The organism is Porphyrobacter sp. LM 6, assembly GCF_001720465.1.
GTDB lineage: Bacteria > Pseudomonadota > Alphaproteobacteria > Sphingomonadales > Sphingomonadaceae > Erythrobacter.
The window spans coordinates 2,042,462-2,063,943 of record NZ_CP017113.1 but is presented as its reverse complement, the minus strand read 5'-3'; the positions used below and the strand labels follow the sequence as shown (position 1 = coordinate 2,063,943).

The following is a 21,482-nucleotide window of genomic DNA, read 5'->3' as shown; positions in this document are numbered from 1 at the left end:
TCCCTGCTATCGCCCGCGGCGTCACGCAGCCTGCGCGTCGAGCCGAGCGAGAGCTTCGTCCCGGCCCAGAAGGACCAGAACATCGAAAATCCCGGGTGATGTGGTCGTCCCGGTCAGCGCCGCGCGCATCGGCTGCGCCAGCTTGCCGAGACCCAATCCAAGCTCCTCCGCAAGCGCCTTCGTAGTGGCTTCGAGTGCCTCGCTTGTCCAGTCGTTTTGCGCTGCAAGTGCGGTGCAAATGCTGCGCAAGATGGTGCGTGCTTCGCCTTCGAGCAGCTCGGCCGCCTTCTCCGTCATTGCAAGCGGGCGCTTGGCAAACAGAAATGCCGCGCCTTCAGTGATTTCATTGACGTTCTTGGCGCGCACCTTGAGTACCGGCATGGCGCGGGTGAGCAGTGCTTCGTCGGCCGTTTCGCCGATCCGGGCCGCAACCAGTGCCGCCAGGCGCGCATCGTCGGCCTCGCGCAGGTAGTGGCCGTTGAGATTCTCGAGCTTCTTGAGGTCGAAGCGCGAGGGGCTCTTGCCCACGCCGTCGAGATCGAACAGCCCGATGGCTTCCTCGCGCGTGATCTCCTCGCGGTCGCCGTGGCCCCAGCCCAGACGCAGCAGATAGTTGAACAGCGCTTCGGGCAGGATGCCGAACTCGTCACGATAGGCCTCGACACCCAGCGCGCCGTGGCGCTTGGACAGCTTGGCGCCGTCCGATCCGTGGATCAGCGGGATGTGGGCGTAGATTGGATCGGGCCAGTTGCCCTCTATATCGTTCATCGCGCGGATGATCGGCAGCTGGCGGAAGGCGTTGTTTAGGTGATCATCGCCGCGGATCACATGGGTCACACCCATGTCGTGATCGTCGACCACGACCGCGAGCATATAGGTCGGCGTCCCGTCTGCACGCAGGATGATGTAGTCGTCGATTTCCTCGTTCTTCACCGTCACCGCGCCCTGCACCCGGTCGTGTATGGTGGTCTCGCCTTCGTTGGCCGTCTTGATCCGGATGGTGAAGGGCGCGCCTGCGGGCGCTTCGGCAGGATCGCGATCGCGCCAGCGCCCGTCATAGCGCAGCGGCTTCTTGTTCGCGCGCTGCTCCTCGCGCATGGCCTCAAGCTCTTCAGGCGTGGCAAAGCACTTGTAGGCATGGCCGGCCTTGAGCAGCTGCCACGCGACTTCGGCATGGCGTTCGGCGCGGTCGGACTGGAACAGCGGCGGGGCATCGAAATCGAGCCCGAGCCAATCGAGCCCTTCGATGATGGCGTCGATCGCATCCTGGGTGGAGCGCTTGCGGTCGGTATCTTCGATCCGCAGCAGCACGCGTCCGCCGTGGTGGCGGGCGTAGAGCCAGTTGAACAGCGCTGTGCGCGCCCCGCCGATATGCAGATAGCCGGTGGGCGAGGGCGCGAAGCGGGTGACGACGCCGCCGGTGGTGCCAGTGCTGTCCGTGCTGCTTTCGCTTGCCATGAACGATGACTTCCTGTTCACTTTGAGCGGCTTGGCGATGATCAGGCTGTCGGGGGGACAAGCCGATGCGCGATGTGCCGCTCATTCCGATGGGGGACGATCCGGGCGGCAGCGACGCCGCTGGCGGAGCAATGCCGCGCCCTTGGCAGGACGCAGGGCCAATGTCCAGCATCGGCAGCGGCGCAGGCGGCTCTTCACCCGGAACCCGTATGGCGGATGCAGCCGAGGCTTTCCTCGCCCAATCGGGATTTGATCGTGCCCCATGGCTGGCGGTGGTGTTTGCGAGCGGCATTCTGGCGTGGTTCGCTTTGCCGGGGCCATGGCAATGGTGCGCGGCGATGGCCGGGGGAGTGCTCGCGGCGCTCGGCGCCTTGGCCGTGTGGCCGCTTGGCAGCCTCGCCGACGAGACGCGGGGCAATCTTCGGATGGCGGTGATCGCGGCCGGACTGGTGTTCGCGCTCGGTGTCGGCGTGATCTGGGCACGTTCGGCGATTGTGGGGGCCGAACCGATCGCGCGGCCTTCCTTCTCTCAACTTCACGGGACCGTGCTCGAACGCGAGGATGAACCTGCCGAAGGACGCTTGCGACTGACGCTGGCCGTGCGCGACGCTGAAAGTGGGACGGCGCGCAAAGTCCGGGTCAATGTTCCGCTTGACGCGTTCGGACCCGAGGGTGTTCCGACGACGCTGGGCGAGGGCGCCACTGTCCGGCTTCGGGCGCGGCTGATGCCGCCCGCTCCGCCAATGCTGCCAGGGGCCTATGATTTTGCCCGTGCCGCATGGTTCAAGGGCCTTGCCGCGACCGGAAGCGCGGTGGGGCCTGTCGAGATTATCAAATCTGCGCCGGACGCCGGTTCCTTGGCCAAGATTCAGCGCGCGCTGGCGGCCCATGTGCGTTTCCGAGTGGAGGGATCGGCAGGCACAATCGCGGCCGCGTTTGCCAGCGGGGATAGGGGCAGCATCAGCGAGACTGACCAGATCGCGATGCGCGATGCGGGTCTGACGCATCTCCTGTCGATCAGCGGGCTCCACGTCAGCGCGGTGATTGCGGCAGCCTATGTGGTGGTGCTGCGGCTCCTTGCGCTGTGGCCTGCGCTCGCCTTGCGGGTGCGACTGCCGATCGTCGCGGCCGCGAGCGCGGCGGTTGCGGGGATCGGCTATACCTTGCTTACCGGCGCGGAGGTGCCGACAGTCCGCAGCTGTGTCGCCGCCCTGCTGGTGCTTGGCGCTCTGATGCTCGGACGCGAGGCCTTGTCGTTGCGGATGGTCGCGGTTGCCGCCGGCGTGGTGTTGCTGCTGTGGCCCGAAAGCGCCATCGGCCCGAGTTTTCAGATGAGCTTTGCCGCGGTGCTGGCGATCATCGCGGTCTCCACCAGTGCGCCAGTACGGGCCTTCCTTGCCCCGCGCGACGAGCCATGGGCGGCGCGGATGGGTCGGCGCGTCGTGATGCTGTTTGTGACCGGTGTGGTGATCGAACTCGCGCTGATGCCGGTGGTGCTGTTCCACTTCCACCGTGCGGGGCTTTACGGCGCGGTGGCGAATGTGGTGGCGATCCCGCTGGTGACCTTCGTCTCGATGCCGCTGATCGCGCTGGCCCTCGCGCTGGATACCGTGGGAGCGGGTGCGCCGGCGTGGTGGCTGGTCGAGCGCTCGCTCGCGCTGCTCTTGGGGATCGCCCATTTCACTGCGGCGCAGGCGGGCGCGGTGCGGCTGATGCCGCAGATTAGCGGGTGGGCGATTGCGCTGTTTGCGCTCGGCGGCTTGTGGCTGGCGCTATGGCGCGGACGGGTGCGACTTGCGGGGCTTGTGCCGGTTGTGCTGGCGAGCGGGCTGGTGGCGCTGACCCCGATCCCGGATCTGCTGGTCGCCGGCGACGGGCGGCAGGTGGGGATCACAATGAGCGCACCTGATGGAACCCGCCATCTGCTCTCCCTGCATAACAGCCGGTCGACCTACACCCGCGACAATATGATGGAGCTCGCCGGGGTTGCGGGCGAGCCGCTAGTCCTCGCCAATTGGCCGGGGGCGCGCTGTTCTTCGGCGTTCTGCGTCATGACCATCCGGCGGGGTGGGCGCGACTGGGTGATCCTGCTGGCGCGGGGGCGCGAGCAGGTCGAGGAGCGGGCTTTGGCGGCGGCGTGCGGGCGGGCGGATATTGTCGTTTCGGAGCGGTTTCTGCCGCGCGCCTGCCAGCCGCGCTGGCTCAAGGCCGATCGCCGCTATCTGGAAGAGAGCGGGGGGCTTTCGATCAATCTGGAGGATCAGACGATCACCCGCGTGGCCGACAGCCAGGGGACGCATGGCTGGTGGAAGGCGGGCCAGAACGACCGCAAACGGCCATCTGGCGGAGGCTAAGGGGGGGCTAGCGGGGGTCTAGAGGGGGGCTAACAGGGGTCTAGAAGGGGTCTAAACCGGGCTAAATCACCGCTTTTCGTGGAACATTTTCGACTAACACTATGTAAGTCCGAGAAAAACAGGCCGGGGTCAATGTTCCACGCCGGATAGAAACCGCAGGTGTGGTCTCAAACGGCCGACCCCGGCCCGATTTGCAATCAGTGGTAGCGCCGCAGCAGGCCTGCGAGCTTGCCCTGCACCTCGACCTCGTCGGGGCGGTAATATTGCGGATCATAGGCGGCGTTGGCGGGATCGAGCCGCACCTGCGCGCCTTCCTTGCGCAGATATTTGAGCGTCGCTTCTTCGCCGCGCACCAGCGCGACCACAATCTCGCCATCGCGCGCAGTATTGGTCCGCCGCACCAGCGCGAAATCGCCGTCGAAAATCCCGGCTTCGATCATCGAATCGCCCGACACCTCGAGCGCGTAATGCTCGCCCGGGCCAAGCAGCGCAGCGGGCACCGGCAGCGTGCTCTGCCCTTCGAGCGCCTCGATCGGCGCGCCTGCGGCAATCCGGCCGTGCAAGGGCAGTTCGATCACATCGTTCGCCGCTTCGGCCACGCGCGGGGCGGGGGCGGGCATGGAGACCACATTGCCACCCGCCGCCGCATTGCCGCGCGCCGGCGTCACATCCTCGGGCTGGCGCACCACTTCGAGCGCACGGGCACGGTTGGGCAGACGGCGCAGGAAGCCGCGTTCTTCCAGAGCGGAAATCAGGCGGTGCACGCCCGACTTGCTCTTCAGATCGAGCGCTTCCTTCATTTCTTCGAAACTCGGCGAAATCCCGGTTTCTTCCAGCCGCTGCTGGATGAAACGGATCAGTTCGTGCTGCTTGGCGGTCAGCATTGATCACAACTCCCTTGGTCGCACGACGCCCGCGCTTCGCGGCTCTGCCGTGCCAGTCCCATTGCGTGCTGCCAGAGGCACCCACTCGCCGGAACGGAAAGCGGTGCTTTGCCTGCACGGGCCGTGCACCGATAAGGTGAACGAACAAGGAACAAGTAGGCAACCTTGATAGCCGAGTCAAGCGCACCCGCTGGCAAAGCCGCAGAGTTCAGCCATTCTGGAGCGGGAACACCCGTACCGGTTCGCCCGCAGGCACCGCCGGCGCATGTGCAGGGCGGTCGATCAGGCAATCGGCGGCGGCCAATGCACTCAAAGCGGAGGAATCCTGCGATCCGGCCAGCCGCACCGCGCCGCCATCGGTCACCGCGCGCAGGAATTCGCGGCGCGGGCCGATGGCGGGCAGGGCCTCTCCAGCGGGCATCGTTAGGCTGCGCGGCAGCGGATCGGCATCGCCTTGTGCCGCGCGCACCAGCGGCAGGGCGAAGAGGAAGGCGGTCACAAAGCTCGACACCGGATTGCCCGGCAGGCCGAGGATCACCTGCCGGCCTCTGGTCGCCACCAGCAGCGGCTTGCCCGGCTTGATCGCGACCTTCCAGAAAGCGGTTTCCGCGCCCCAAGCGGCGAGCGCGGGCTTGATCAGATCGTGATCGCCCACCGATGCCCCGCCCGAAGTAATGAGGATGTCGGCCGCCTTGGCGCGCTCCAGCGCGCCAGCGAGCGCGGCCATGTCATCGCCCACCGGGCCAAGCCGCAGCACCTCGCACCCCAGAGGCGCGAGCATGGCCGCGATCATCGCGCCGTTGCTGGCGGGGATCTGGTGCGGGAGGCAGTGGGCGGGATCGGCGGCGAGCTCGTCCCCGCTGTCCAACACCGCGACAGTGACGCGCCGCGCCACGCTGACCTCGCCGCGTCCTGCCGACAGCGCCAGCGCGATGCGGCCAGCGTTGATACGGGTGCCGCGCGTGAGCAGGCGGGTGCCCTCGACAAAATCGAACCCGCGCCTGCGGATATGGCGTCCTGCTGGCGGATATTCGGTAGCGGTGACGATGCCGCCCTCTACGCCTGCATCTTCTTGGAGCAGCACGCGGTCCGCCCCGTCAGGGACGATTGCCCCGGTCGATATCCGCGCGCATTGCCCCGCGCCCAGCGATCCTGGGAACGGCGTACCGGCCCGGCTTTCGCCCACGAGCGTCCAAGGCCCTTCGCCGGCGCCCAGCGCATAGCCGTCCATCGCGGACAGATCGGCGGGGGCTGGGTGCGCGCGGCATGGACATCCTCGGCCAGCACGCGGCCGAGCGCTGTTTCGACGGGGATACGCTCTGAACCAAGCACCGGAGCGAGCGCGAGCAGCCGCGCCTGCGCCTCTTCCAGTGACAGCGGTGCGGTCATTCAGGCGCTTTCCAGTCGCCCGATTTGCCGCCGCTCTTGGCGATCAGGCGGATGCTGTCGATGACCATGCCCTTGTCGATCGCCTTGGCCATGTCGTAGATTGTGAGGAGTGCCACAGAAACCGCTGTCATCGCCTCCATTTCGACGCCCGTGCGCCCGGTGAGGGAGGCCGTGGCGGTGGCGCGGATGGCGCTCTCTTCGTAATCGAAATCGATGTTCACCGCTTCGAGCCCGAGCGGGTGGCACAGCGGGATCAGATCGCCGGTGCGCTTGGCGGCCATGATACCCGCGATGCGCGCCGTCCCGAGCACGTCGCCCTTGGGGGCGTTGCCTGCGCGGATCGCCTCCAGCACTTGCGGAGACATGGTGATCCGTCCGGATGCAACAGCGCGCCGCGGCGTGGCGGGCTTGCCGCCGACATCGACCATGCGCGCCGCGCCGTCTTCGCCAAGGTGCGTGAGCTTGCTCATGCCGCCTGTTCTGCGCCGAGCAGCGCGCGGGTGGCACTCGCAATATCGTCAGCGCGCATCAGACTTTCGCCGACGAGGAAGGTGCGAACCCCTGCCGCTTCGAGCCGCTGGCAATCGGCATGGGTGTTGATCCCGCTCTCGCCGACCAGCAGCGTGCCTTCGGGCGCCAATGGGGCGAGGCGTTCGGTGGTGGCGAGGCTGGTGGTGAAGGTTTTCAGGTCGCGGTTGTTGACCCCGATCAGGCGCGATTTCAGCACCCGCGCGGCGCGCTCCATCTCCGCCTCGTCATGCACTTCGACCAGTACATCCATGCCAAGCTCGCGCGCGGCGGCCTCGATCTCGGCCATGGCGCTATCCTCTAGGGCGGCGACGATGATCAGGATCGCATCGGCCCCGATGGCGCGGGCTTCGAGGCATTGCCACGGATCGACCATGAAATCCTTGCGCAGCACCGGCAGATTGCAGGCGGCGCGGGCGGCGACGAGGTAATCCTCGTGCCCCTGGAAATAGGGCGCGTCGGTGAGCACGGAGAGGCAAGCGGCACCCCCGGCCTGATAGGCTGCGGCGTGATCGGCGGGGCGGAAATCGGCGCGGATCAGGCCCTTCGACGGGCTGGCCTTCTTGATTTCGGCGATCAGGGCATAGCCGCTGGCGGCACGCGCGCGCAGCGCCGCCTCGAACCCGCGCGGCGCGCTTTGCGCGGCGGCAGCGGCGGTGAGTTCGGCCAGCGTCGTCGCGGGTTTGCGCGCGGCGACTTCCTCGCGCTTGGTCGCGCAGATTTCCTCAAGCTTGTTCATCGCGCTCATACCGCCAGATCGATCCATTTTTCGAGCAACACCTTGGCGCGGCCCGAATCGAGCGCTTCGGCGGCCATGGCAACGCGCGTCGCCCAGTCCTCGCCGCGTCCGGCGACCATCAGCGCGCCCGCCGCATTGAACAGCACCGCATCGCGATAGGGGCCGGGCACGCCCATCAGCAGCGCCTTCAGCGCCACCGCATTGTGCTTGGCATCGCCGCCGCGGATCGCTTCGACGGGGGCGTGGGGCAGGCTTGCGACCCGCGCATTGATGCGCTCCATGATGAAGCCGTTGCCTGTGACCACCGCAACCTCGTTGCCGCCCGCAAGGCTCAGCTCGTCGAGCCCCTCGTCGCCCGAGACAATCAGCGACTTGCCGGTGCCGAGCCGCGCCAGCGCGCCGGCGTAGATCGGCACATAGGCGGGGCGCGCAATGCCGATCAGCTGGCTGGTGACCTTCGCGGGGTTCGACAGCGGGCCCATCAGGTTGAAGATCGTGCGCTGGCCGATACGCGTGCGGATGGGCTGGATGCGCGCCATCGCCGGGTGGTGGTTGCGGGCGAAGAGGAAGCAGATGCCGATCTCTTCGAGCGTCCGCTCTGCTGTGCGCCCGGCAGCATCCATATCGAGACCGAGGGCTTCGAGCGTATCCGCCGCGCCTGCCTTGGAACTCGCCGCGCGGTTGCCGTGCTTGGCGACCGGCACGCCGCAGGCCGCGACGACAAGGCTGACGGCGGTCGAGACATTGAGTGTGTGGTGCCCGTCACCCCCCGTGCCGCAGACGTCGATCGCGCCTTCGGGGCCTCTAATCGGGATCAGCCGCGCCCGCAGCGCCCGCGCCGCGCCGGCGATTTCGTCCGCCGTCTCCCCGCGTGCTGACAGGGCAACAAGGAAGCGCTCGATCTCGGTTTCCGAAGGCGCGCCGTCGAGCAGGACGCCGAATGCGGCTTCGGCCTCGGCTTCGGAGAGCGGCGCGGCGACATCGGGCAGCAGGCTCATGCGCGCAGCCTTTCGGGCAGCACCGGCTCCATCCCGCACAGCCGCACGAAGTTCGCGAGCAGGGCGTGGCCGTGCTCGGTGGCGATGCTTTCGGGGTGGAACTGCACCGAGTGGATCGGCAGGCTTGCGTGGCGGAAGCCCATCACGCTGGGGTGATCGCTCCCCGGCGTTTCGGCATGGGCATTGGCGATCAGCTCGTTCGGAACGTTGACCACCTCAAGACTGTGATAGCGCGTCGCGGTGAAGGGGCTGGGCAGCCCGGCGAACACGCCCGTCCCGTCATGGCTCACCGGAGAGGTCTTGCCGTGCATCAGCCCGCCGCGCACGACCTGCCCGCCGAAATGCTGGCCGATCGCCTGGTGGCCCAGACACACGCCCATCAAGGGCTTGCCGCTATCGGCACAGGCCGCGACCAGATCGAGGCTGATCCCCGCCTCGTTGGGTGTGCAGGGGCCGGGGGAGATCAGGAAGCCGGTCGCATTGGTCCGAAGCGCCTCGGCAGCGGTCAGCGCGTCATTGCGCTCGACACGCACCTCGGCCCCCAGCTCCATCAGGTAATGGACGAGGTTGAAGGTGAAGCTGTCGTAATTGTCGATGACGAGAATCATTGCGCCTTCGCCTCTTCGCGTTTCGTCACCACGATGATCGGGCCGACGCGGCCCTCGTCCTGCCTGCCGGTCGCCGGATCCCATAGCGAGGATACCTGCCCGTCGAGATAGAGTGCGTTCGATACCTTGAGCTCGTCGCGATAGAACCGCGCCAATTGCCCGAAGCTGATCGGCCCGCCCGAAATCACGAAATGCGCCTTGCCGCTGGCATCGACGCCCACGCCGTTGCGGATCGCCCTGGAGGGGCCATCGTCCTGAATGTCAGGGTGAAGCTTGCCATCCACCAAAAGCAACGGGCCGGATTGCGTCCCGAATTGCGGGCGGTCACCCACGGTCTCGAAGAAGGTGTTGCTCCCCAGCACGCGCCATTGGCCGCCTGAGCCGAAGAACACCCCGTTGGGCTTCATGTAGAAATTGCCCTCACCGTTCTCGCGGTTGAGCTCCTTCAGGCGCTCGCCATTCTCGACATAGTAGCCGATGGGCTTCAGATCATCGCCATACATCCCGCCATTGATCGCAAAGGCGATGGTGGACGCATCGACCGTGCCACTGAAGGTCAGCAGCGAACCGAAGGGCTGCTTGTCCGGCCCGAGGTTCGCCATTCCGATGCGGTGCTTGGCCGGATCGGCGATGCAATGGGTTAGCGGCACACTCTCGAACACAACTGCGCGGCAGGCCGAGGGACCGCCGGTCGCTTGCGTGGCCTTGGCCGAGGGCGAGGCCTTGGGCTGCGAGCCATCGAGCTGCGAGCGCACCACGGGCTCGCCCGCCGGAGGATCGGAGCAGGCGGCAAGGGCGAACAAGCCGGCCATGCAAAGGAAAGCGGCGCGCATCACTGGCCATACCCCGGTTCGCCCGCCACGCGCACCGCCTCGCGTGCGGCGGCGATCAGCGCGCCGGACTTGGCGCGGCATTCGGCGAGCTCGTAATCAGGGTCGCTGTCGGCAACGATGCCGGCGCCCGCCTGCACGTGCATCACCCCGTCCTTCACCACCGCGGTTCGCAGCACGATGCAGCTATCGAGGCTGCCGTCGGGCGCGAAATAGCCCACGCCCCCGGCATAGGCCCCGCGCGTTTCGGGCTCCAGTTCGGCAATGATTTCGCAGGCGCGGATTTTCGGCGCACCGGAGACCGTTCCCGCCGGGAAGCCTGCGAACAGCGCGTCGAGCGCATCCTTCGACGGATCAAGCTCGCCCACGACATTGCTGACGATGTGCATCACGTGGCTGTAACGTTCGATGGTGAAGCTGTCGGTGACTTCGACCGTCCCCGCCGCTGCTACGCGGCCCACGTCATTGCGCCCGAGATCAAGCAGCATCAGATGCTCGGCGCGCTCCTTGGGATCGGCGAGCAGGCTGGCTTCGTTCGCGATGTCCTCGTCGCGGGTGGCGCCGCGTGGACGCGTTCCGGCGATGGGGCGGATGGTGACTTCGCCCTCTCGCACCCGCACGAGGATTTCGGGCGAGGAGCCGACCAGCGCAAAGCCCGGCAGATCGAGGAAGTAGAGGAAAGGCGAGGGATTCACCCGCCGCAGCGCGCGGTAAAGCGCCAGCGGGGGCAGGGTGAAGGGCGCGGTAAAGCGCTGGGCCAGCACCACCTGGAAGATGTCGCCTGCAAGGATGTAGTCCTTCGCCTTCAACGCCATCGCCTTGTAATCGTCGGGCGCGATCACCGGCACAAGATCGGGCAGGGCGGAAGGCACGTCCTCGGCCGCTACGGCAGGCAGCGCCGTGCCGAGCTGGCTGAGCGTCGCATCGATCCGCTCGCCCGCGCGTTCGACTGCGGCGGCCGGATCGCTCGCTTCCCAGATCGGCGCGATGGCGAAGAGCACATTGGTCAGCCCGTCGAACACCAGGATCACCGTGGGGCGCACGAACAGCATGTCGGGCAGTTCAAGCGCGCTGTCGGGCGCGCGCGGCAGGGTTTCGACCAGACCGATGGTTTCGTAGCCGAGATAGCCTACAAGGCAGGCGAGGGCGGGCGGCAGGCCTTCGGGCATGGGATCGACCCGGCACGTCGCCGCGAGATCGCGCAGGGCGGAAAGGGCATCGCCCGCGCAGGGGCTGAAGGTTTCGCGGTCGAGCTTCCAATTTTGGTTGATCTCCGCCGTGTCGCCCTTCGCGCGGAACACCAGATCGGGGTCGAGCCCCAACAGGCTGTAACGCCCGCGCACTTCGCCGCCTTCGACCGATTCGAGCAGGAAATCGCCGCGCCCCGGCACGATCAGCCGCCGCGCCGCACCCACCGGCGTGTCACTGTCGGCAATGATCCGCCGCCACACCAGCGCCGGACGCCCTGCGGCAAGCGCCTGGACGGCAGCGGCGGCGTTTTCGGGCAGGCCTGCGGGCGGAACGGCGGTGGTCACGAAGCGATCAGACCTGCGTCACTGCGCGCCGGTGAGCTGCTTGCGGAGCGTCGCGATGGCTTCGTCGTTCTTGGTCACGCCCAGCTCCGCGCGCATCGCGGCGGTGGCCTGACGGCGATACTCGTCGGCCAGCGCCGGGCTCAGCTGCTGGCGCGCCTGCTGGACAAGACCGGGCTCGCTCTCGACCGGGCTGGTGCTGATGTCCTGCAGGCTCACGACATACCATCCGAGATTGCGCGGCGCCTCGAGCACCTTGACCGAGCCTTCGGCCATGCTGAACAGCAGCACAAGCGGAGGCGGGAGGGCGCCCCGCCGGTTGGCAAGCAGCTCGCGGCGTTCAAGATCGATCACGTCGCGTTCGATACCGGGGCGCTTTTCGGCAGCCATGGCGGCTTCGACCGGCGTCTTGGCGCGCAGCTTGGCGGTGATGCGGTCCGCTGCGGCACGGGCGAGGGTGGCACCCTGCGCGCGCTTCCAGCCGTCAAGCGCGGCGGCGCGCACTTCTGCCAGGGGAGGAGCGGAGGCTTCATCGACGCGCGCGACTTCGAAGATCACGAACTGCTGACCCGGTACGATTTCGGCCAACTGGGGCTCGCTCTCTTCCATCTGGAACGCGGTGGTGAGCACCGGCACCAGCTGCGGGACGATCTGCACGCCGGGCTGGCCGAAGGCCTGACCATTGGCGAGCAGCGCGGGCGTGGTTTCGACCTTCAGACCATAGGCCTTGGCGACTTCGGCAAGCGCGGTGCCGCCATCGATTTCGCTTTCGATTTCGGCGGTCATGTCGGCCACAGCGGTGCTGCGCTTCTCGGCCTTGAGGGCGGCGGCGATTTCAGCCGTCGCCTGCGCAAGGCTGCGCGCCGGGATGCGTTCGATCTGGTCGACCCGCGCGACATACCAGCCGAGCGTGCCTTGCGCGGGCTCGACGATGCCGCCCTGCGCGGCCTTGAAGGCGGCTTCGGCAAAGGCAAAGCTGGTCGAACCGGACAGTGCTTCGCGGCTTTGCAGTTCGGTCTTGGAGGCAGTGAACCCGGCTTCGCGCGCGGCCGCTTCCAGCGAGACACCACCGCGGATGCGGGCGGCGAGCGCCTTGGCGGCATCCTGTGTCGGCACCACGAAGCTGGTCAGCGCACGGCGCTCGCTCGCCTGATACTTCACCGCGTCACGCTTGTAGCGGGCGGTGATTTCGGCTGCGGTCGGGGTGTCGTTGACCTTCAGGGTATCATTGCCGAACACCGCAAAGCGCAGCGTGCGCCGTTCGGGGCGGATGAACTGGGTGCGGTTGTCATTGTACCAGGCGGTCAGTTGCGCCTCGGTCGGGTTGCCAGCCGGGGCGAAGGCGGTGCTGGGGATCAGCACGATCTCGCCCTTGCGTCGTTCGAGCACGAGCGAAGCATATTGACGCGCGATCTTTTCGGGCAGAACCGGCGCGGCGATGGCAGGCTTGAGCAATTGCTGCTCGATCAGTCCGTCGGTAAGATCGCGGCGGAAGATGGCATCGCTCAGGCCCCGCTGGCGCAGCGCCGCCTGGTAGGCCTGGACATCGAACTCGCCAGTCAGCCCGCGGAAAGCGTCGATCTGGAGGATCTCGCTGTTCACCAGGTTCTCGCCCGCGCGCAGGCCGTATTTCTCCCCATAGGCACCAATCGCATAGCGATCGATCAGCTGGCGGATCACCTCGTCCAGCCCGCCTTCCTGCACGAACTCGGGCATGGTCAGCGTGGGGTTCTGCTGACGCACCTGATCAAGCGCGGTGTTGGCGGCCATCGACACATCCGACAGCGGAATTCCCTCGCCGCCTACGACGGCGGCGCGATCGGAGCTGGACACGCCGCCGAAGGTCGATCCGGTGATATCCGAAGCCGCGAAGGCCAGCGCCATCAGCGCAAGGAACGCAAGAACGATCGGCAAACCGATCTTCGACTGGAAAAACCGGCGAAAAAACGAAATCATTGCGTGTCTGACCCACCCGAGGCTGGCTGATGGCGGGACGGCAGGCATCCCGCAGGTTCGCCGCAAGGGGCGCGGCGCTGGCGGCTTTATAGTCCCTGCGTCCCGGCGGCAACAGGTTCCCATGCGTTTTGACTAGTGGAACGTCCTCGGCTAGCGGACGCGGCCCCGGACCACTACAGCGGCAACAGAATCGCGATCCGGGCTTGCTAAGCCTCTCAATTTACACAGTGCAGGACGAACCCATGACCCGCCGACCCTATATTGTCGGAAACTGGAAGATGCACGGCACCCGCGCGATGCTCTCCGAAGCGCGTGCAATCGACCGCGCCGCCCAGCGTCACATGAAGGTGGAGGTGGCGCTCGCGCCGCCTTACACGCTGATTCACCCGATCCACCGCGAAGCCGAACAGATCGCCGTCGGCGCGCAGGATTGCCATCATGCCGATGGCGGTGCCTACACCGGCGATATCTCCGCCGCGATGATCGCCGATGCGGGCGCGAAGTTCGTGATCCTCGGGCATAGCGAAAGGCGCACAGGCCACAACGAGACCGACGCGCTGGTGCGCGCAAAGGCCGAAGCCGCCTTTGCTGCGGGCCTGCGCGTCATCATGTGCTGCGGCGAGAGCGCGGAAACGCGCGAATCGGGCAAGGCCATCGCCTTCGTGACCGAGCAGCTGACCGCATCGCTGCCCGCGCTCGCCGATCTGCCGGGCGACATCGCCGAGCGGCTCACCATCGCTTACGAACCGATCTGGGCGATCGGCACCGGCACGGCCGCGACTACCGGGGATATAGCCGAGATGCACGGCGCTATCCGCAAGCTGCTGGTCGATCTGTTCGGCGAAGAGCAGGGCGCTGAAGTGCGGATCCTCTATGGTGGCTCGGTCAAGCCTGAGAACGCTGCGGAAATCTTCGCCGTGCCCGACGTCGGCGGTGCGCTGGTTGGCGGGGCGAGCCTGACGGCGGACAGCTTCATGGGCATCGCGCTCGCCGCAAGCGAGCCGTTCGAAGTCTGACAGCTCTGCCGCCGCAGGGCGAGCCGAGGCCGCGCGCACTTGCCGCGCGGCGGTGATCGCCCTACATGGCCCCCAGATTTTTCATCCGGGCGCGGCTGCGCCCTTTTGCCGAGATTGCTTCATGTCGCTGTTTATCTTCCTCACCGTGATCCAGGCCATCGTGGCCGCTGCGCTGGTCGGCGTTGTCCTGATGCAGCGCTCCGAAGGGGGCGGGCTGGGGATCGGCAGCAATCCCGGCGGTGCTTTCGGCGCGCGCGGGGCGGCAGATTTCCTGACCCGTGCGACCAAGTGGCTGGCGATTGTCTTTGTCGCAATGTCGATCCTGCTCGCCGCGCTCGCCGTGCGCGAAGGCAAGGTGGACGGCGTGACCACCACGCTTGACCGCGCAGCCCCGGCGCCGCTCGATCCGCTGGCTGACCCGGCCGCCGGCCCTGCATTGCCGGCTACGCCTGTGCCGGCCGCTCCGGCACAGACCGCGCCTGCGGCTCCTGCCGGCGGGGACCCGCTCGCCGAGTAATACCGCCGCCGGATAGGGCGCTATCCGGCTTCCGATTGCAGAGCATTGTGGATGGCGAGGCATTCTCGCCCGCAAAGTGCTTGCCCCGAATCCCCCTGTTTGCTTAAGGCCCGAATCCCATGGCGCGGTTCATTTTTATCACCGGCGGCGTGGTCTCCTCGCTCGGCAAAGGTCTCATGGCAGCCTCATTGGCGAGCCTGTTGCAGGCGCGTGGCTACAAGGTCCGCATCCGCAAGTTTGATCCCTATCTCAACGTCGATCCGGGCACGATGAGCCCCTATCAGCACGGCGAGGTCTATGTGACTGACGACGGGGCGGAAACCGACCTCGATCTCGGCCACTATGAGCGCTTCACCGGCGTCTCTTCGCGCCAGAGCGACAACATCACGTCGGGCCGCATCTACCGCGACATCATCGCCAAGGAGCGCCGCGGCGATTATCTTGGCGCGACCGTGCAGGTGATCCCGCACGTGACCGACGCGATCAAGGAATTCGCGCTCGCCGATCAGGGCGACCATGATTTCATCCTGTGCGAAATCGGCGGGACGGTGGGCGACATCGAATCGCTGCCCTTCATGGAAGCGATCCGCCAGCTTCGTAACGAGCTTGAGCCGTTCCAGACTGTCAGCGTCCACGTGACTCTGGTGCCGTACATCAAGGCCGCGGGCGAGCTGAAGACCAAGCCGACCCAGCACTCGGTGCGCGAGCTGGCGAGCCTCGGCATCAAGCCCGACATCCTTCTCTGTCGCGCCGAACATCCGATCCCCGAAGGCGACCGCCGCAAGATCGCCCAGTTCTGCAACGTGCGGACCGAGGCGGTGATTCAGGCACTGGATGCGCCCTCGATCTATTCGGTGCCGCAGCAATATCACGCCGAAGGACTCGACCGCGAAGTGCTGCGCGCCTTCGGCATCACAGACGCGCCCGAGCCCGATATGTCGGCCTGGAACGACGTGACCGACCGCTACTTCAACCCTGAAGGCGAAGTCACGATCGCGGTGGTGGGCAAGTATGTCGGCCTGCCCGATGCCTACAAGAGCCTCAACGAGGCGCTGGTTCATGGCGGGCTCGCGAACCGGGTGCGGGTCAACATCAAGTGGATCGATGCCGAAATCTTCGAATCCGATGACAGTTCGGCGATCGTCTCGGCGCTTGAGCCGATGCACGGCATTCTGGTGCCCGGCGGCTTCGGCGAGCGTGGCAGCGAGGGCAAGATTGCCAGCGTGCGCTTTGCTCGCGAGCGCGATGTGCCGTTCTTCGGCATTTGTCTGGGCATGCAGATGGCCTGTATCGAAGGCGCGCGCGCGGCCGGTTTCGACAAGGCGTCCTCGACTGAATTCGGCCCGACCGATACGCCGGTGGTGGGCATCATCTCGGAATGGATGAGCAAGGAAGGCCTCCAGCAGCGTGCCGAGGGCGGCGATCTGGGCGGCACGATGCGTTTGGGCGCCTATCCGGCCAAGCTCAGCCCCAACAGCCACACCTCGCGCATCTATGGCGGCGCGGAGCTGATTTCTGAGCGCCACCGTCACCGATACGAGGTCAATAGCGCCTTCATCGAGCCGCTGGAGAAGCAGGGACTGATCTTCGCAGGCATGTCGCCTGATGGGCTTCTGCCCGAAATCGTCGAACGGCCCGACCACCCGTGGTTTGTTGGCGTGCAGTTCCATCCGGAGCTGAAATCACGCCCCTTCGACCCACATCCGCTGTTCGCCGGTTTCATCGCTGCCGCGCTCGAACAGTCGCGACTCGTCTAGGGTTTTCAGCCGGGGTTTCGGCAGGTTGTGCAGGCCGCCGGGCGCTGGCTAACGACGGCTCGCAATCCTTTGTTTCCGCAACGGGACTTTTCCTGTCGCTTCCTTACAAGCTTTGGAAATTGCGCTTGCCAGTTCTTGCCAATTCGCCTTATGCGCATGGCGTGTTTCAGGCTTTGGTAGGAACCCGGAGCTAGGGCTTTTTCCCGGCTCCTGATGATAGGCGGAAGGTCGTTCCGAAAGGACGATTTACCCTCGGTACCTGCACAAGAGCTTGTCCGGTTTTGTCCGTCTTCTGCGACCCGGACGGATAGGACCAGACAGGGCGGCGCAAGTCGCAAGGGGCGGATCTCACGATCCGCCCCTTTTCATTCGAATTTTGGTTTGGGTTTGGCGCGCCTCACGCGGCGCTGGCGGCCTTGTCGTCATCCTCGCTGGGCGAGGGCACGGCCGAAAGCTGCGCGGTGCCGCCGATCGCGATCTTGCGCGGCTTCATCGCATCGGGGACTTCGCGCACCAGATCGATGATCAGCAGGCCGTCGGCCAGATCGGCGCGCTCGACCCGCACGAAATCGGCGAGTTCAAAGCGGCGCTCAAACCCGCGGTTGGCGATGCCGAGGTGGATCAGCTCCGAACCATCCTCGATCTCCTCGCGCTTGCGCCCTTGCACGACGAGCAGGTTCTGCTGAGCGGTGATGTCGATGTCGGTCGGACGGAAGCCCGCCACCGCGAGGGTGATGCGGTAATTGTCCTCGCCGCGGCGCGAGATGTTGAACGGGGGATAATTGTCGCCGGCGTTGAGCCGCGCCTGGTTTTCGAGCAGGTCGAACAGGCGATCAAAGCCCACGGTCGAGCGGCGATAGGGGGTGAAATCGAAACGGGACATAGCGCAAATCCTCTTCACATGAGCAATTTGGTTCGTGTTGCGGGCCTGCCGGATGCAGCACCCGCTTTGCCGCCGTTCCCGTTTCCCAAGGCTGGCGAAACGCGGCGACTGTGCTTATCTGGTTGCGACACACGCGCTTTCAAGAGGGACATGATGGCTGCGCCTCAGATCGACATTTACACCAAATTTGCCTGCCCCTTCTGCGTGCGCGCCAAGCGCCTGCTGACCGAGAAGGGCGCTGTCTTTACCGAATATGACATCACGCTGGGCGGGGCCAAGCGCGCCGAAATGCTCGCCCGCGCTCCCGATGCGGTGACAGTGCCGCAGATCTTCATCGGCGATGTGCACGTGGGCGGTTCGGACGAACTCGCCGCGCTCGAGCGCGAAGGCAAGCTCGACGCGCTGCTGGCGGGCTGATGCCGAAAATCGCGCTTCTGCAAATGTGTTCGGGCATCGACCCGGCGCACAATTTCGCGGTGATCCGCGATGCCGTTGTCGCCGCGCGCGATGGTGGGGCTGAAATGCTGTTCACACCGGAAATGTCGCTACTGCTGGATCGCAACCGCGCGCGGGCGGCGGCGCATATCGTGCCGCAGGACGCCTCGCCCTTCGTGCCGATGCTGGCCAATCTGGCGCGCGATACCGGCGTTACGATTGCACTGGGATCGATGGCAGTGGCGGCAGGCGGCGGGAAGAACGCCAACCGCTCGATGCTGTTTGCGCCTGGGGCGAGCGCGCCGGTCACCTATGACAAGATGCACATGTTCGATGTCGATCTCGCAAGCGGGGAGAGCTGGCGGGAGAGCAACGCTTACGAGGCGGGGCGCGCGGTGGTCAGCATTGATGACACCCCTGTCGGGCGGCTCGGGCTGACGGTGTGCTATGACCTGCGCTTTCCCGCGCTGTTCGGCGCATTGGGCGATCGGCGCTGCGATGCGATCGCGGTGCCGGCGGCCTTTACCAAACCCACCGGCGCTGCGCATTGGCACGTCATGCTGCGCGCCCGCGCGATCGAGGCGAGCGCCTTTGTCATCGCCGCCGCGCAGGTCGGCGAGCATGAGGATGGGCGCGCCACCTATGGCCACAGTCTTGTCGTCGATCCGTGGGGCGAGGTGCTGCTCGACATGGGCGGGGAAGCGGCGGGCCTCGGCTTCTGCGACATCGATCTTGCCCGCATTGCCGAAGTCCGCGCGCAGGTGCCTTCTCTTACCAACCGCCGCGCAATCCCCAAATCCTGACCTGCCATGATCGTTTTCGACCTTGCCTGCACCCACGGCCACCGCTTCGAAGGCTGGTTCGGCTCCTCGGGAGATTTCGAGGACCAGCGCGCACGTGGTCTCCTCGTCTGTCCGAACTGCGGTTCGGGCGAGATCAGCAAGGCACCGATGGCCCCTGCGGTTCCGGCCAAGGGCAACAGCAAGCCAGCTTCTGCCCCTGCCGCTGCAACACAGCAGCTCGCCAATACGCCCATGCCGCCCGAGATGCAGAAGGCGCTCGCTGCGCTGGCCAAGGCACAGGCCGAAGCGCTGAAGAACTCGACCTGGGTCGGCGACAAGTTCGCCGAGGAAACCCGCAAGATGCACTATGGCGAGCGCGAGGAGGCGCCTATCCACGGGCAGGCGAGCCTCGCCGAAGCCAAGGCAATGATCGAGGAAGGCCTGCCGGTTGCCCCGCTGCCGTTCCCGGTGGCGCCGCCCGACAAACTCAATTGATTGGAAAGCCCGCGCTGCTATTGATCGCCGCGGGACCCCGTAGCTCAGCAGGATAGAGCATCAGATTCCTAATCTGAGGGCCGCGCGTTCGAATCGCGCCGGGGTCACCATTCCCCCAGGTCAGGCTTTGCTCGCCGCCCAGCGCCGCTCTGCCAGCAGCGACAGGGCGACCACGCCGCCCGACATCGCCAGCAGCAGCGCACATGTCGCCGCCCAGCCGCCCAGGTCGTATATTGAGGTGCCAGCGGCGCTGCCGATCGCGCCGCCTACGAACATTGTTACGATGTAGGATGTGGTCAGCCGGGTGCGGATATCGGGGGCGAGAGTGAACAGCGTCATCCGCCCGGTCACGTCCACGGTCGGGCCGACCATATTGGTCAGCAGCAACGGCACCAGAACACTCCAGATGCCGAAGCCCAAGGGGTAGTAGAGCGCTACCCCTGCAAACTGCACCACGGCCGCCACCAGCCGGGCCTTGCGCGGGCCGACCTTGTCCGCCCAGCGACCAAGGCGCGGCGTGGTGAAAATGCTGATCGCTGCCACCCCGGCGAGATAGCCGACATCATCCGTGCCATAGCCCAGCGCGGGGCTGGTCAGATGCAGCGCCAGCGCCAGCCAGCTGGCGGTGAAGATTGCGAAGTTCAGACCCTGGATCGCCGCCGAAATCCGCATGTCCGGATAGCGCGCGGCGAGCGTGAAGACCGACGCTATCAGCGCGCCATACCCGGTGGCGGGCTGCTTGAGTGCAGTGCCTTCGCTTCGCATCGCGATCGGTAGAAAGGCGGTTACCGCCGTCATGATCGCCAGCGCACAGATATACACGGTGTGCCAGTCGGCGTGCTCGGCAATGATGCCTGCCCCCATGCGCGCCACGAGGATTCCGAAAATCACGCCTGCGGTGAGCTGCGCGGTCACTTGCCCAAGCCGTTCAGGCGCGACGCGTTTCGAGGCGAAGGCGGGGATCAGATAGGGCGCGATGGTGAAGAAACCGAGCAGGGTGGAAGCGGCGGTGAACAGGACGAAATCCGGCGCAATCACCATGCCGCCAAGGCACAGCGTCTGCCCGGCGACAAAGATTAGGCACAGGGTGCGGTTGGAATAGAAGTCCCCCAGCGGCAGCAGCAGCAGGATACCAAGCGCCAGCGCCAGCTGGTTGAGCGCGGGCACCAGACCGATCTCGGCCTCGCCCACGCCGAAGGCGCGCGCCACCTCGCCAATGATCGGATGGATATAATAGGCATTGGCAGTGACGACCGCGATCGTCACCGCCAGCGCCCATTCCTGCGCGCGGGTGAGATAGGCAAGGGGAGGCGCGGGGTCGTTCAAGCGAGGAAGCCCGCCAGCCTTGCCATGTCGATGACACCTTGCGCCAGTTCCGAAGGGCGATCTTCCTGGCTGAAGTGGCCGCACTTCGCCAGCATCGCATGGGGCTGTCCTTCCGCCCCCTTGATGCGTTTTGCGAGCAGCGGGCCGGCCATGCCCAGCACCGGATCATCCTCGCCGAACAGCGTCAGGAAGGGCTTGTCGAAACCCGCAAGCCCCTCCCACGCTGCGATATTGTCGGCAACGCCGTCCATGCCATCCTCGACCGGCACCAGCTGCGGGAAGGCCCGCGCGCCGGCCTTGCTGGGTTCGTCGGGGAAGGGCGCGTCATAGGCGGCGACTTCGGCCGGCGAGAGCTCCGATTGGCAGCCGCGATCCATGATTCCGCCGATCTTGAAATCGGGCGAGGAGCGGGCGAATTCGCGCCATGCGAGGAAACCGGGCGAAGCTTTGCCCCCGCCGGTCGGCAGAAAGGTGTTGCTGGCGACGACGAAGGCGAAGCGTTCGGGTTCCTGCCCGACCATCCGCAGGCCGAGCAGCCCGCCCCAGTCCTGGCAGAACAACCCGGCTTGTTGCGGCACCACGGCATCGCGCCATTGCCTCAGCCAGTCGACGTGGCGGGCGTAGGTGTAGAAGCCCTGATCATCCGGCTTGTCGCTCTTGCCGAACCCGATGAGATCGGGCGCGAGGCAGCGAAACCCTGCATCGACGAGCAGCGGGATCATCTTGCGATAGAGGTAGGACCACGAAGGCTCGCCGTGAAACAGGAGCAGCGGCGGGGCAACCTTCGGACCTTCGTCAAGGTAATGCATCTTCGCCGCGAGGCCATCGCCAAGGTCGATCGTCAGCCAGTTCTCGGCAAAGGGGTAGCCCGGCAGGTCGGCAAAGCGGGCGGGGTCATGGGTGATGATCTTCATGGATGGTCCTCCCTCGATGGTTGGTCAGTAGCAGATCGAAACGGGATTGCCATGATCCGTGTCTTGTCCGAAAGCACCCAA

20 protein-coding genes and 1 tRNA gene are annotated in these 21,482 nt (G+C 66.2%); 8 read left to right on the top strand and 13 right to left on the bottom strand.

The genetic code is table 11. From position 1 onward, the window contains the following. Positions 1-21: 21 nt before the first annotated feature. Positions 22-1,458, bottom strand: coding sequence for a glutamate--tRNA ligase (gene gltX, locus BG023_RS09890; RefSeq protein ID WP_069310299.1), 1,437 nt, complete (start codon positions 1,456-1,458; stop codon positions 22-24). A gap of 65 nt (positions 1,459-1,523) precedes the next feature. On the opposite strand from gltX, the gene BG023_RS09885 reads away from it, so the two are divergent. Further along, positions 1,524-3,812: a ComEC/Rec2 family competence protein gene (locus BG023_RS09885; RefSeq protein ID WP_069310298.1), complete on the top strand. Its 2,289-nt coding sequence runs from the start codon at positions 1,524-1,526 to the stop codon at positions 3,810-3,812. A gap of 197 nt (positions 3,813-4,009) precedes the next feature. Here the strand turns inward: BG023_RS09885 and lexA are convergent, their stop codons facing one another. From lexA to BG023_RS09840, 9 genes are all read right to left on the bottom strand, one after another. Continuing rightward, complete coding sequence (gene lexA, locus BG023_RS09880; protein ID WP_069310297.1) at positions 4,010-4,696, bottom strand: transcriptional repressor LexA; 687 nt, start codon at positions 4,694-4,696, stop codon at positions 4,010-4,012. A gap of 208 nt (positions 4,697-4,904) precedes the next feature. Beyond that, positions 4,905-5,927: a molybdopterin molybdotransferase MoeA gene (locus tag BG023_RS09875; RefSeq protein WP_335673834.1), complete on the bottom strand. Its 1,023-nt coding sequence runs from the start codon at positions 5,925-5,927 to the stop codon at positions 4,905-4,907. Positions 5,928-6,081: 154 nt separating this feature from the next. Beyond that, entirely contained in the window at positions 6,082-6,555 is a 474-nt protein-coding gene (gene moaC, locus BG023_RS09870) for a cyclic pyranopterin monophosphate synthase MoaC (RefSeq protein WP_069310296.1), read from the bottom strand. Further along, positions 6,552-7,352, bottom strand: coding sequence for an indole-3-glycerol phosphate synthase TrpC (gene trpC / locus BG023_RS09865; RefSeq protein WP_069311252.1), 801 nt, complete (start codon positions 7,350-7,352; stop codon positions 6,552-6,554). The genes moaC and trpC overlap by 4 nt, the downstream gene beginning before the upstream one ends. A gap of 5 nt (positions 7,353-7,357) precedes the next feature. Next, positions 7,358-8,350 (bottom strand): anthranilate phosphoribosyltransferase, encoded by a 993-nt coding sequence (gene trpD / locus BG023_RS09860; RefSeq protein ID WP_069310295.1) that lies wholly within the window; start codon positions 8,348-8,350, stop codon positions 7,358-7,360. After that, complete coding sequence (locus tag BG023_RS09855) at positions 8,347-8,958, bottom strand: anthranilate synthase component II (protein ID WP_069310294.1); 612 nt, start codon at positions 8,956-8,958, stop codon at positions 8,347-8,349. The genes trpD and BG023_RS09855 overlap by 4 nt, the downstream gene beginning before the upstream one ends. After that, entirely contained in the window at positions 8,955-9,770 is an 816-nt protein-coding gene (locus BG023_RS09850) for a phosphodiester glycosidase family protein (protein ID WP_233992983.1), read from the bottom strand. The genes BG023_RS09855 and BG023_RS09850 overlap by 4 nt, the downstream gene beginning before the upstream one ends. A gap of 20 nt (positions 9,771-9,790) precedes the next feature. Then, positions 9,791-11,323, bottom strand: coding sequence for an anthranilate synthase component I family protein (trpE, locus tag BG023_RS09845; protein WP_442956765.1), 1,533 nt, complete (start codon positions 11,321-11,323; stop codon positions 9,791-9,793). An 18-nt stretch (positions 11,324-11,341) separates the two neighbouring features. After that, on the bottom strand, positions 11,342-13,276 hold the full coding sequence (locus BG023_RS09840) for a peptidylprolyl isomerase (protein ID WP_069310292.1): 1,935 nt from the start codon (positions 13,274-13,276) through the stop codon (positions 11,342-11,344). A 242-nt stretch (positions 13,277-13,518) separates the two neighbouring features. On the opposite strand from BG023_RS09840, the gene tpiA reads away from it, so the two are divergent. The 3 genes from tpiA to BG023_RS09825 all read left to right on the top strand — a co-directional run bounded on the left by tpiA (position 13,519) and on the right by BG023_RS09825 (position 16,566). Then, positions 13,519-14,292, top strand: coding sequence for a triose-phosphate isomerase (gene tpiA / locus BG023_RS09835; protein ID WP_069310291.1), 774 nt, complete (start codon positions 13,519-13,521; stop codon positions 14,290-14,292). A 121-nt stretch (positions 14,293-14,413) separates the two neighbouring features. Then, on the top strand, positions 14,414-14,809 hold the full coding sequence (gene secG / locus BG023_RS09830) for a preprotein translocase subunit SecG (protein ID WP_069310290.1): 396 nt from the start codon (positions 14,414-14,416) through the stop codon (positions 14,807-14,809). A 119-nt stretch (positions 14,810-14,928) separates the two neighbouring features. Beyond that, the gene (locus tag BG023_RS09825) at positions 14,929-16,566 is read left to right on the top strand and encodes a CTP synthase (RefSeq protein WP_069310289.1); all 1,638 of its coding nucleotides are present in this window, start codon (positions 14,929-14,931) and stop codon (positions 16,564-16,566) included. A 397-nt stretch (positions 16,567-16,963) separates the two neighbouring features. Here BG023_RS09825 and BG023_RS09820 read toward each other — a convergent pair whose 3' ends face one another. Next, on the bottom strand, positions 16,964-17,449 hold the full coding sequence (locus BG023_RS09820) for an Hsp20 family protein (protein ID WP_069310288.1): 486 nt from the start codon (positions 17,447-17,449) through the stop codon (positions 16,964-16,966). A 153-nt stretch (positions 17,450-17,602) separates the two neighbouring features. Here BG023_RS09820 and grxC point away from each other — a divergent pair, with 153 nt between their 5' ends. From grxC to BG023_RS09800, 4 genes are all read left to right on the top strand, one after another. After that, a complete protein-coding gene (grxC, locus tag BG023_RS09815; protein WP_069310287.1) occupies positions 17,603-17,866 on the top strand; it encodes a glutaredoxin 3 in 264 nt (87 codons plus the stop codon). After that, entirely contained in the window at positions 17,866-18,687 is an 822-nt protein-coding gene (locus tag BG023_RS09810; protein ID WP_069310286.1) for a carbon-nitrogen hydrolase family protein, read from the top strand. The genes grxC and BG023_RS09810 overlap by 1 nt, the downstream gene beginning before the upstream one ends. Before the next feature lie 6 nt (positions 18,688-18,693). Beyond that, the gene (locus BG023_RS09805; protein WP_069310285.1) at positions 18,694-19,161 is read left to right on the top strand and encodes a DUF1178 family protein; all 468 of its coding nucleotides are present in this window, start codon (positions 18,694-18,696) and stop codon (positions 19,159-19,161) included. A 33-nt stretch (positions 19,162-19,194) separates the two neighbouring features. Then, positions 19,195-19,271: transfer RNA gene (locus BG023_RS09800), tRNA-Arg, on the top strand. A gap of 10 nt (positions 19,272-19,281) precedes the next feature. Here the strand turns inward: BG023_RS09800 and BG023_RS09795 are convergent. After that, positions 19,282-20,487: an MFS transporter gene (locus tag BG023_RS09795; protein WP_069310284.1), complete on the bottom strand. Its 1,206-nt coding sequence runs from the start codon at positions 20,485-20,487 to the stop codon at positions 19,282-19,284. Next, a complete protein-coding gene (locus BG023_RS09790) occupies positions 20,484-21,401 on the bottom strand; it encodes a haloalkane dehalogenase (RefSeq protein WP_069310283.1) in 918 nt (305 codons plus the stop codon). The genes BG023_RS09795 and BG023_RS09790 overlap by 4 nt, the downstream gene beginning before the upstream one ends. Positions 21,402-21,482: the final 81 nt, after the last annotated feature.

Coding starts and splice junctions, on each gene's coding strand:
- gltX (WP_069310299.1), bottom strand. CDS start 1,458: ATGGCAAGCGAAAGCAGCACGGACAGCACTGGCACCACCGGCGGCGTC.
- BG023_RS09885 (WP_069310298.1), top strand. CDS start 1,524: ATGCGCGATGTGCCGCTCATTCCGATGGGGGACGATCCGGGCGGCAGC.
- lexA (WP_069310297.1), bottom strand. CDS start 4,696: ATGCTGACCGCCAAGCAGCACGAACTGATCCGTTTCATCCAGCAGCGG.
- BG023_RS09875 (WP_335673834.1), bottom strand. CDS start 5,927: ATGGACGGCTATGCGCTGGGCGCCGGCGAAGGGCCTTGGACGCTCGTG.
- moaC (WP_069310296.1), bottom strand. CDS start 6,555: ATGAGCAAGCTCACGCACCTTGGCGAAGACGGCGCGGCGCGCATGGTC.
- trpC (WP_069311252.1), bottom strand. CDS start 7,352: ATGAACAAGCTTGAGGAAATCTGCGCGACCAAGCGCGAGGAAGTCGCC.
- trpD (WP_069310295.1), bottom strand. CDS start 8,350: ATGAGCCTGCTGCCCGATGTCGCCGCGCCGCTCTCCGAAGCCGAGGCC.
- BG023_RS09855 (WP_069310294.1), bottom strand. CDS start 8,958: ATGATTCTCGTCATCGACAATTACGACAGCTTCACCTTCAACCTCGTC.
- BG023_RS09850 (WP_233992983.1), bottom strand. CDS start 9,770: ATGGCCGGCTTGTTCGCCCTTGCCGCCTGCTCCGATCCTCCGGCGGGC.
- BG023_RS09840 (WP_069310292.1), bottom strand. CDS start 13,276: ATGATTTCGTTTTTTCGCCGGTTTTTCCAGTCGAAGATCGGTTTGCCG.
- tpiA (WP_069310291.1), top strand. CDS start 13,519: ATGACCCGCCGACCCTATATTGTCGGAAACTGGAAGATGCACGGCACC.
- secG (WP_069310290.1), top strand. CDS start 14,414: ATGTCGCTGTTTATCTTCCTCACCGTGATCCAGGCCATCGTGGCCGCT.
- BG023_RS09825 (WP_069310289.1), top strand. CDS start 14,929: ATGGCGCGGTTCATTTTTATCACCGGCGGCGTGGTCTCCTCGCTCGGC.
- BG023_RS09820 (WP_069310288.1), bottom strand. CDS start 17,449: ATGTCCCGTTTCGATTTCACCCCCTATCGCCGCTCGACCGTGGGCTTT.
- grxC (WP_069310287.1), top strand. CDS start 17,603: ATGGCTGCGCCTCAGATCGACATTTACACCAAATTTGCCTGCCCCTTC.
- BG023_RS09810 (WP_069310286.1), top strand. CDS start 17,866: ATGCCGAAAATCGCGCTTCTGCAAATGTGTTCGGGCATCGACCCGGCG.
- BG023_RS09805 (WP_069310285.1), top strand. CDS start 18,694: ATGATCGTTTTCGACCTTGCCTGCACCCACGGCCACCGCTTCGAAGGC.
- BG023_RS09790 (WP_069310283.1), bottom strand. CDS start 21,401: ATGAAGATCATCACCCATGACCCCGCCCGCTTTGCCGACCTGCCGGGC.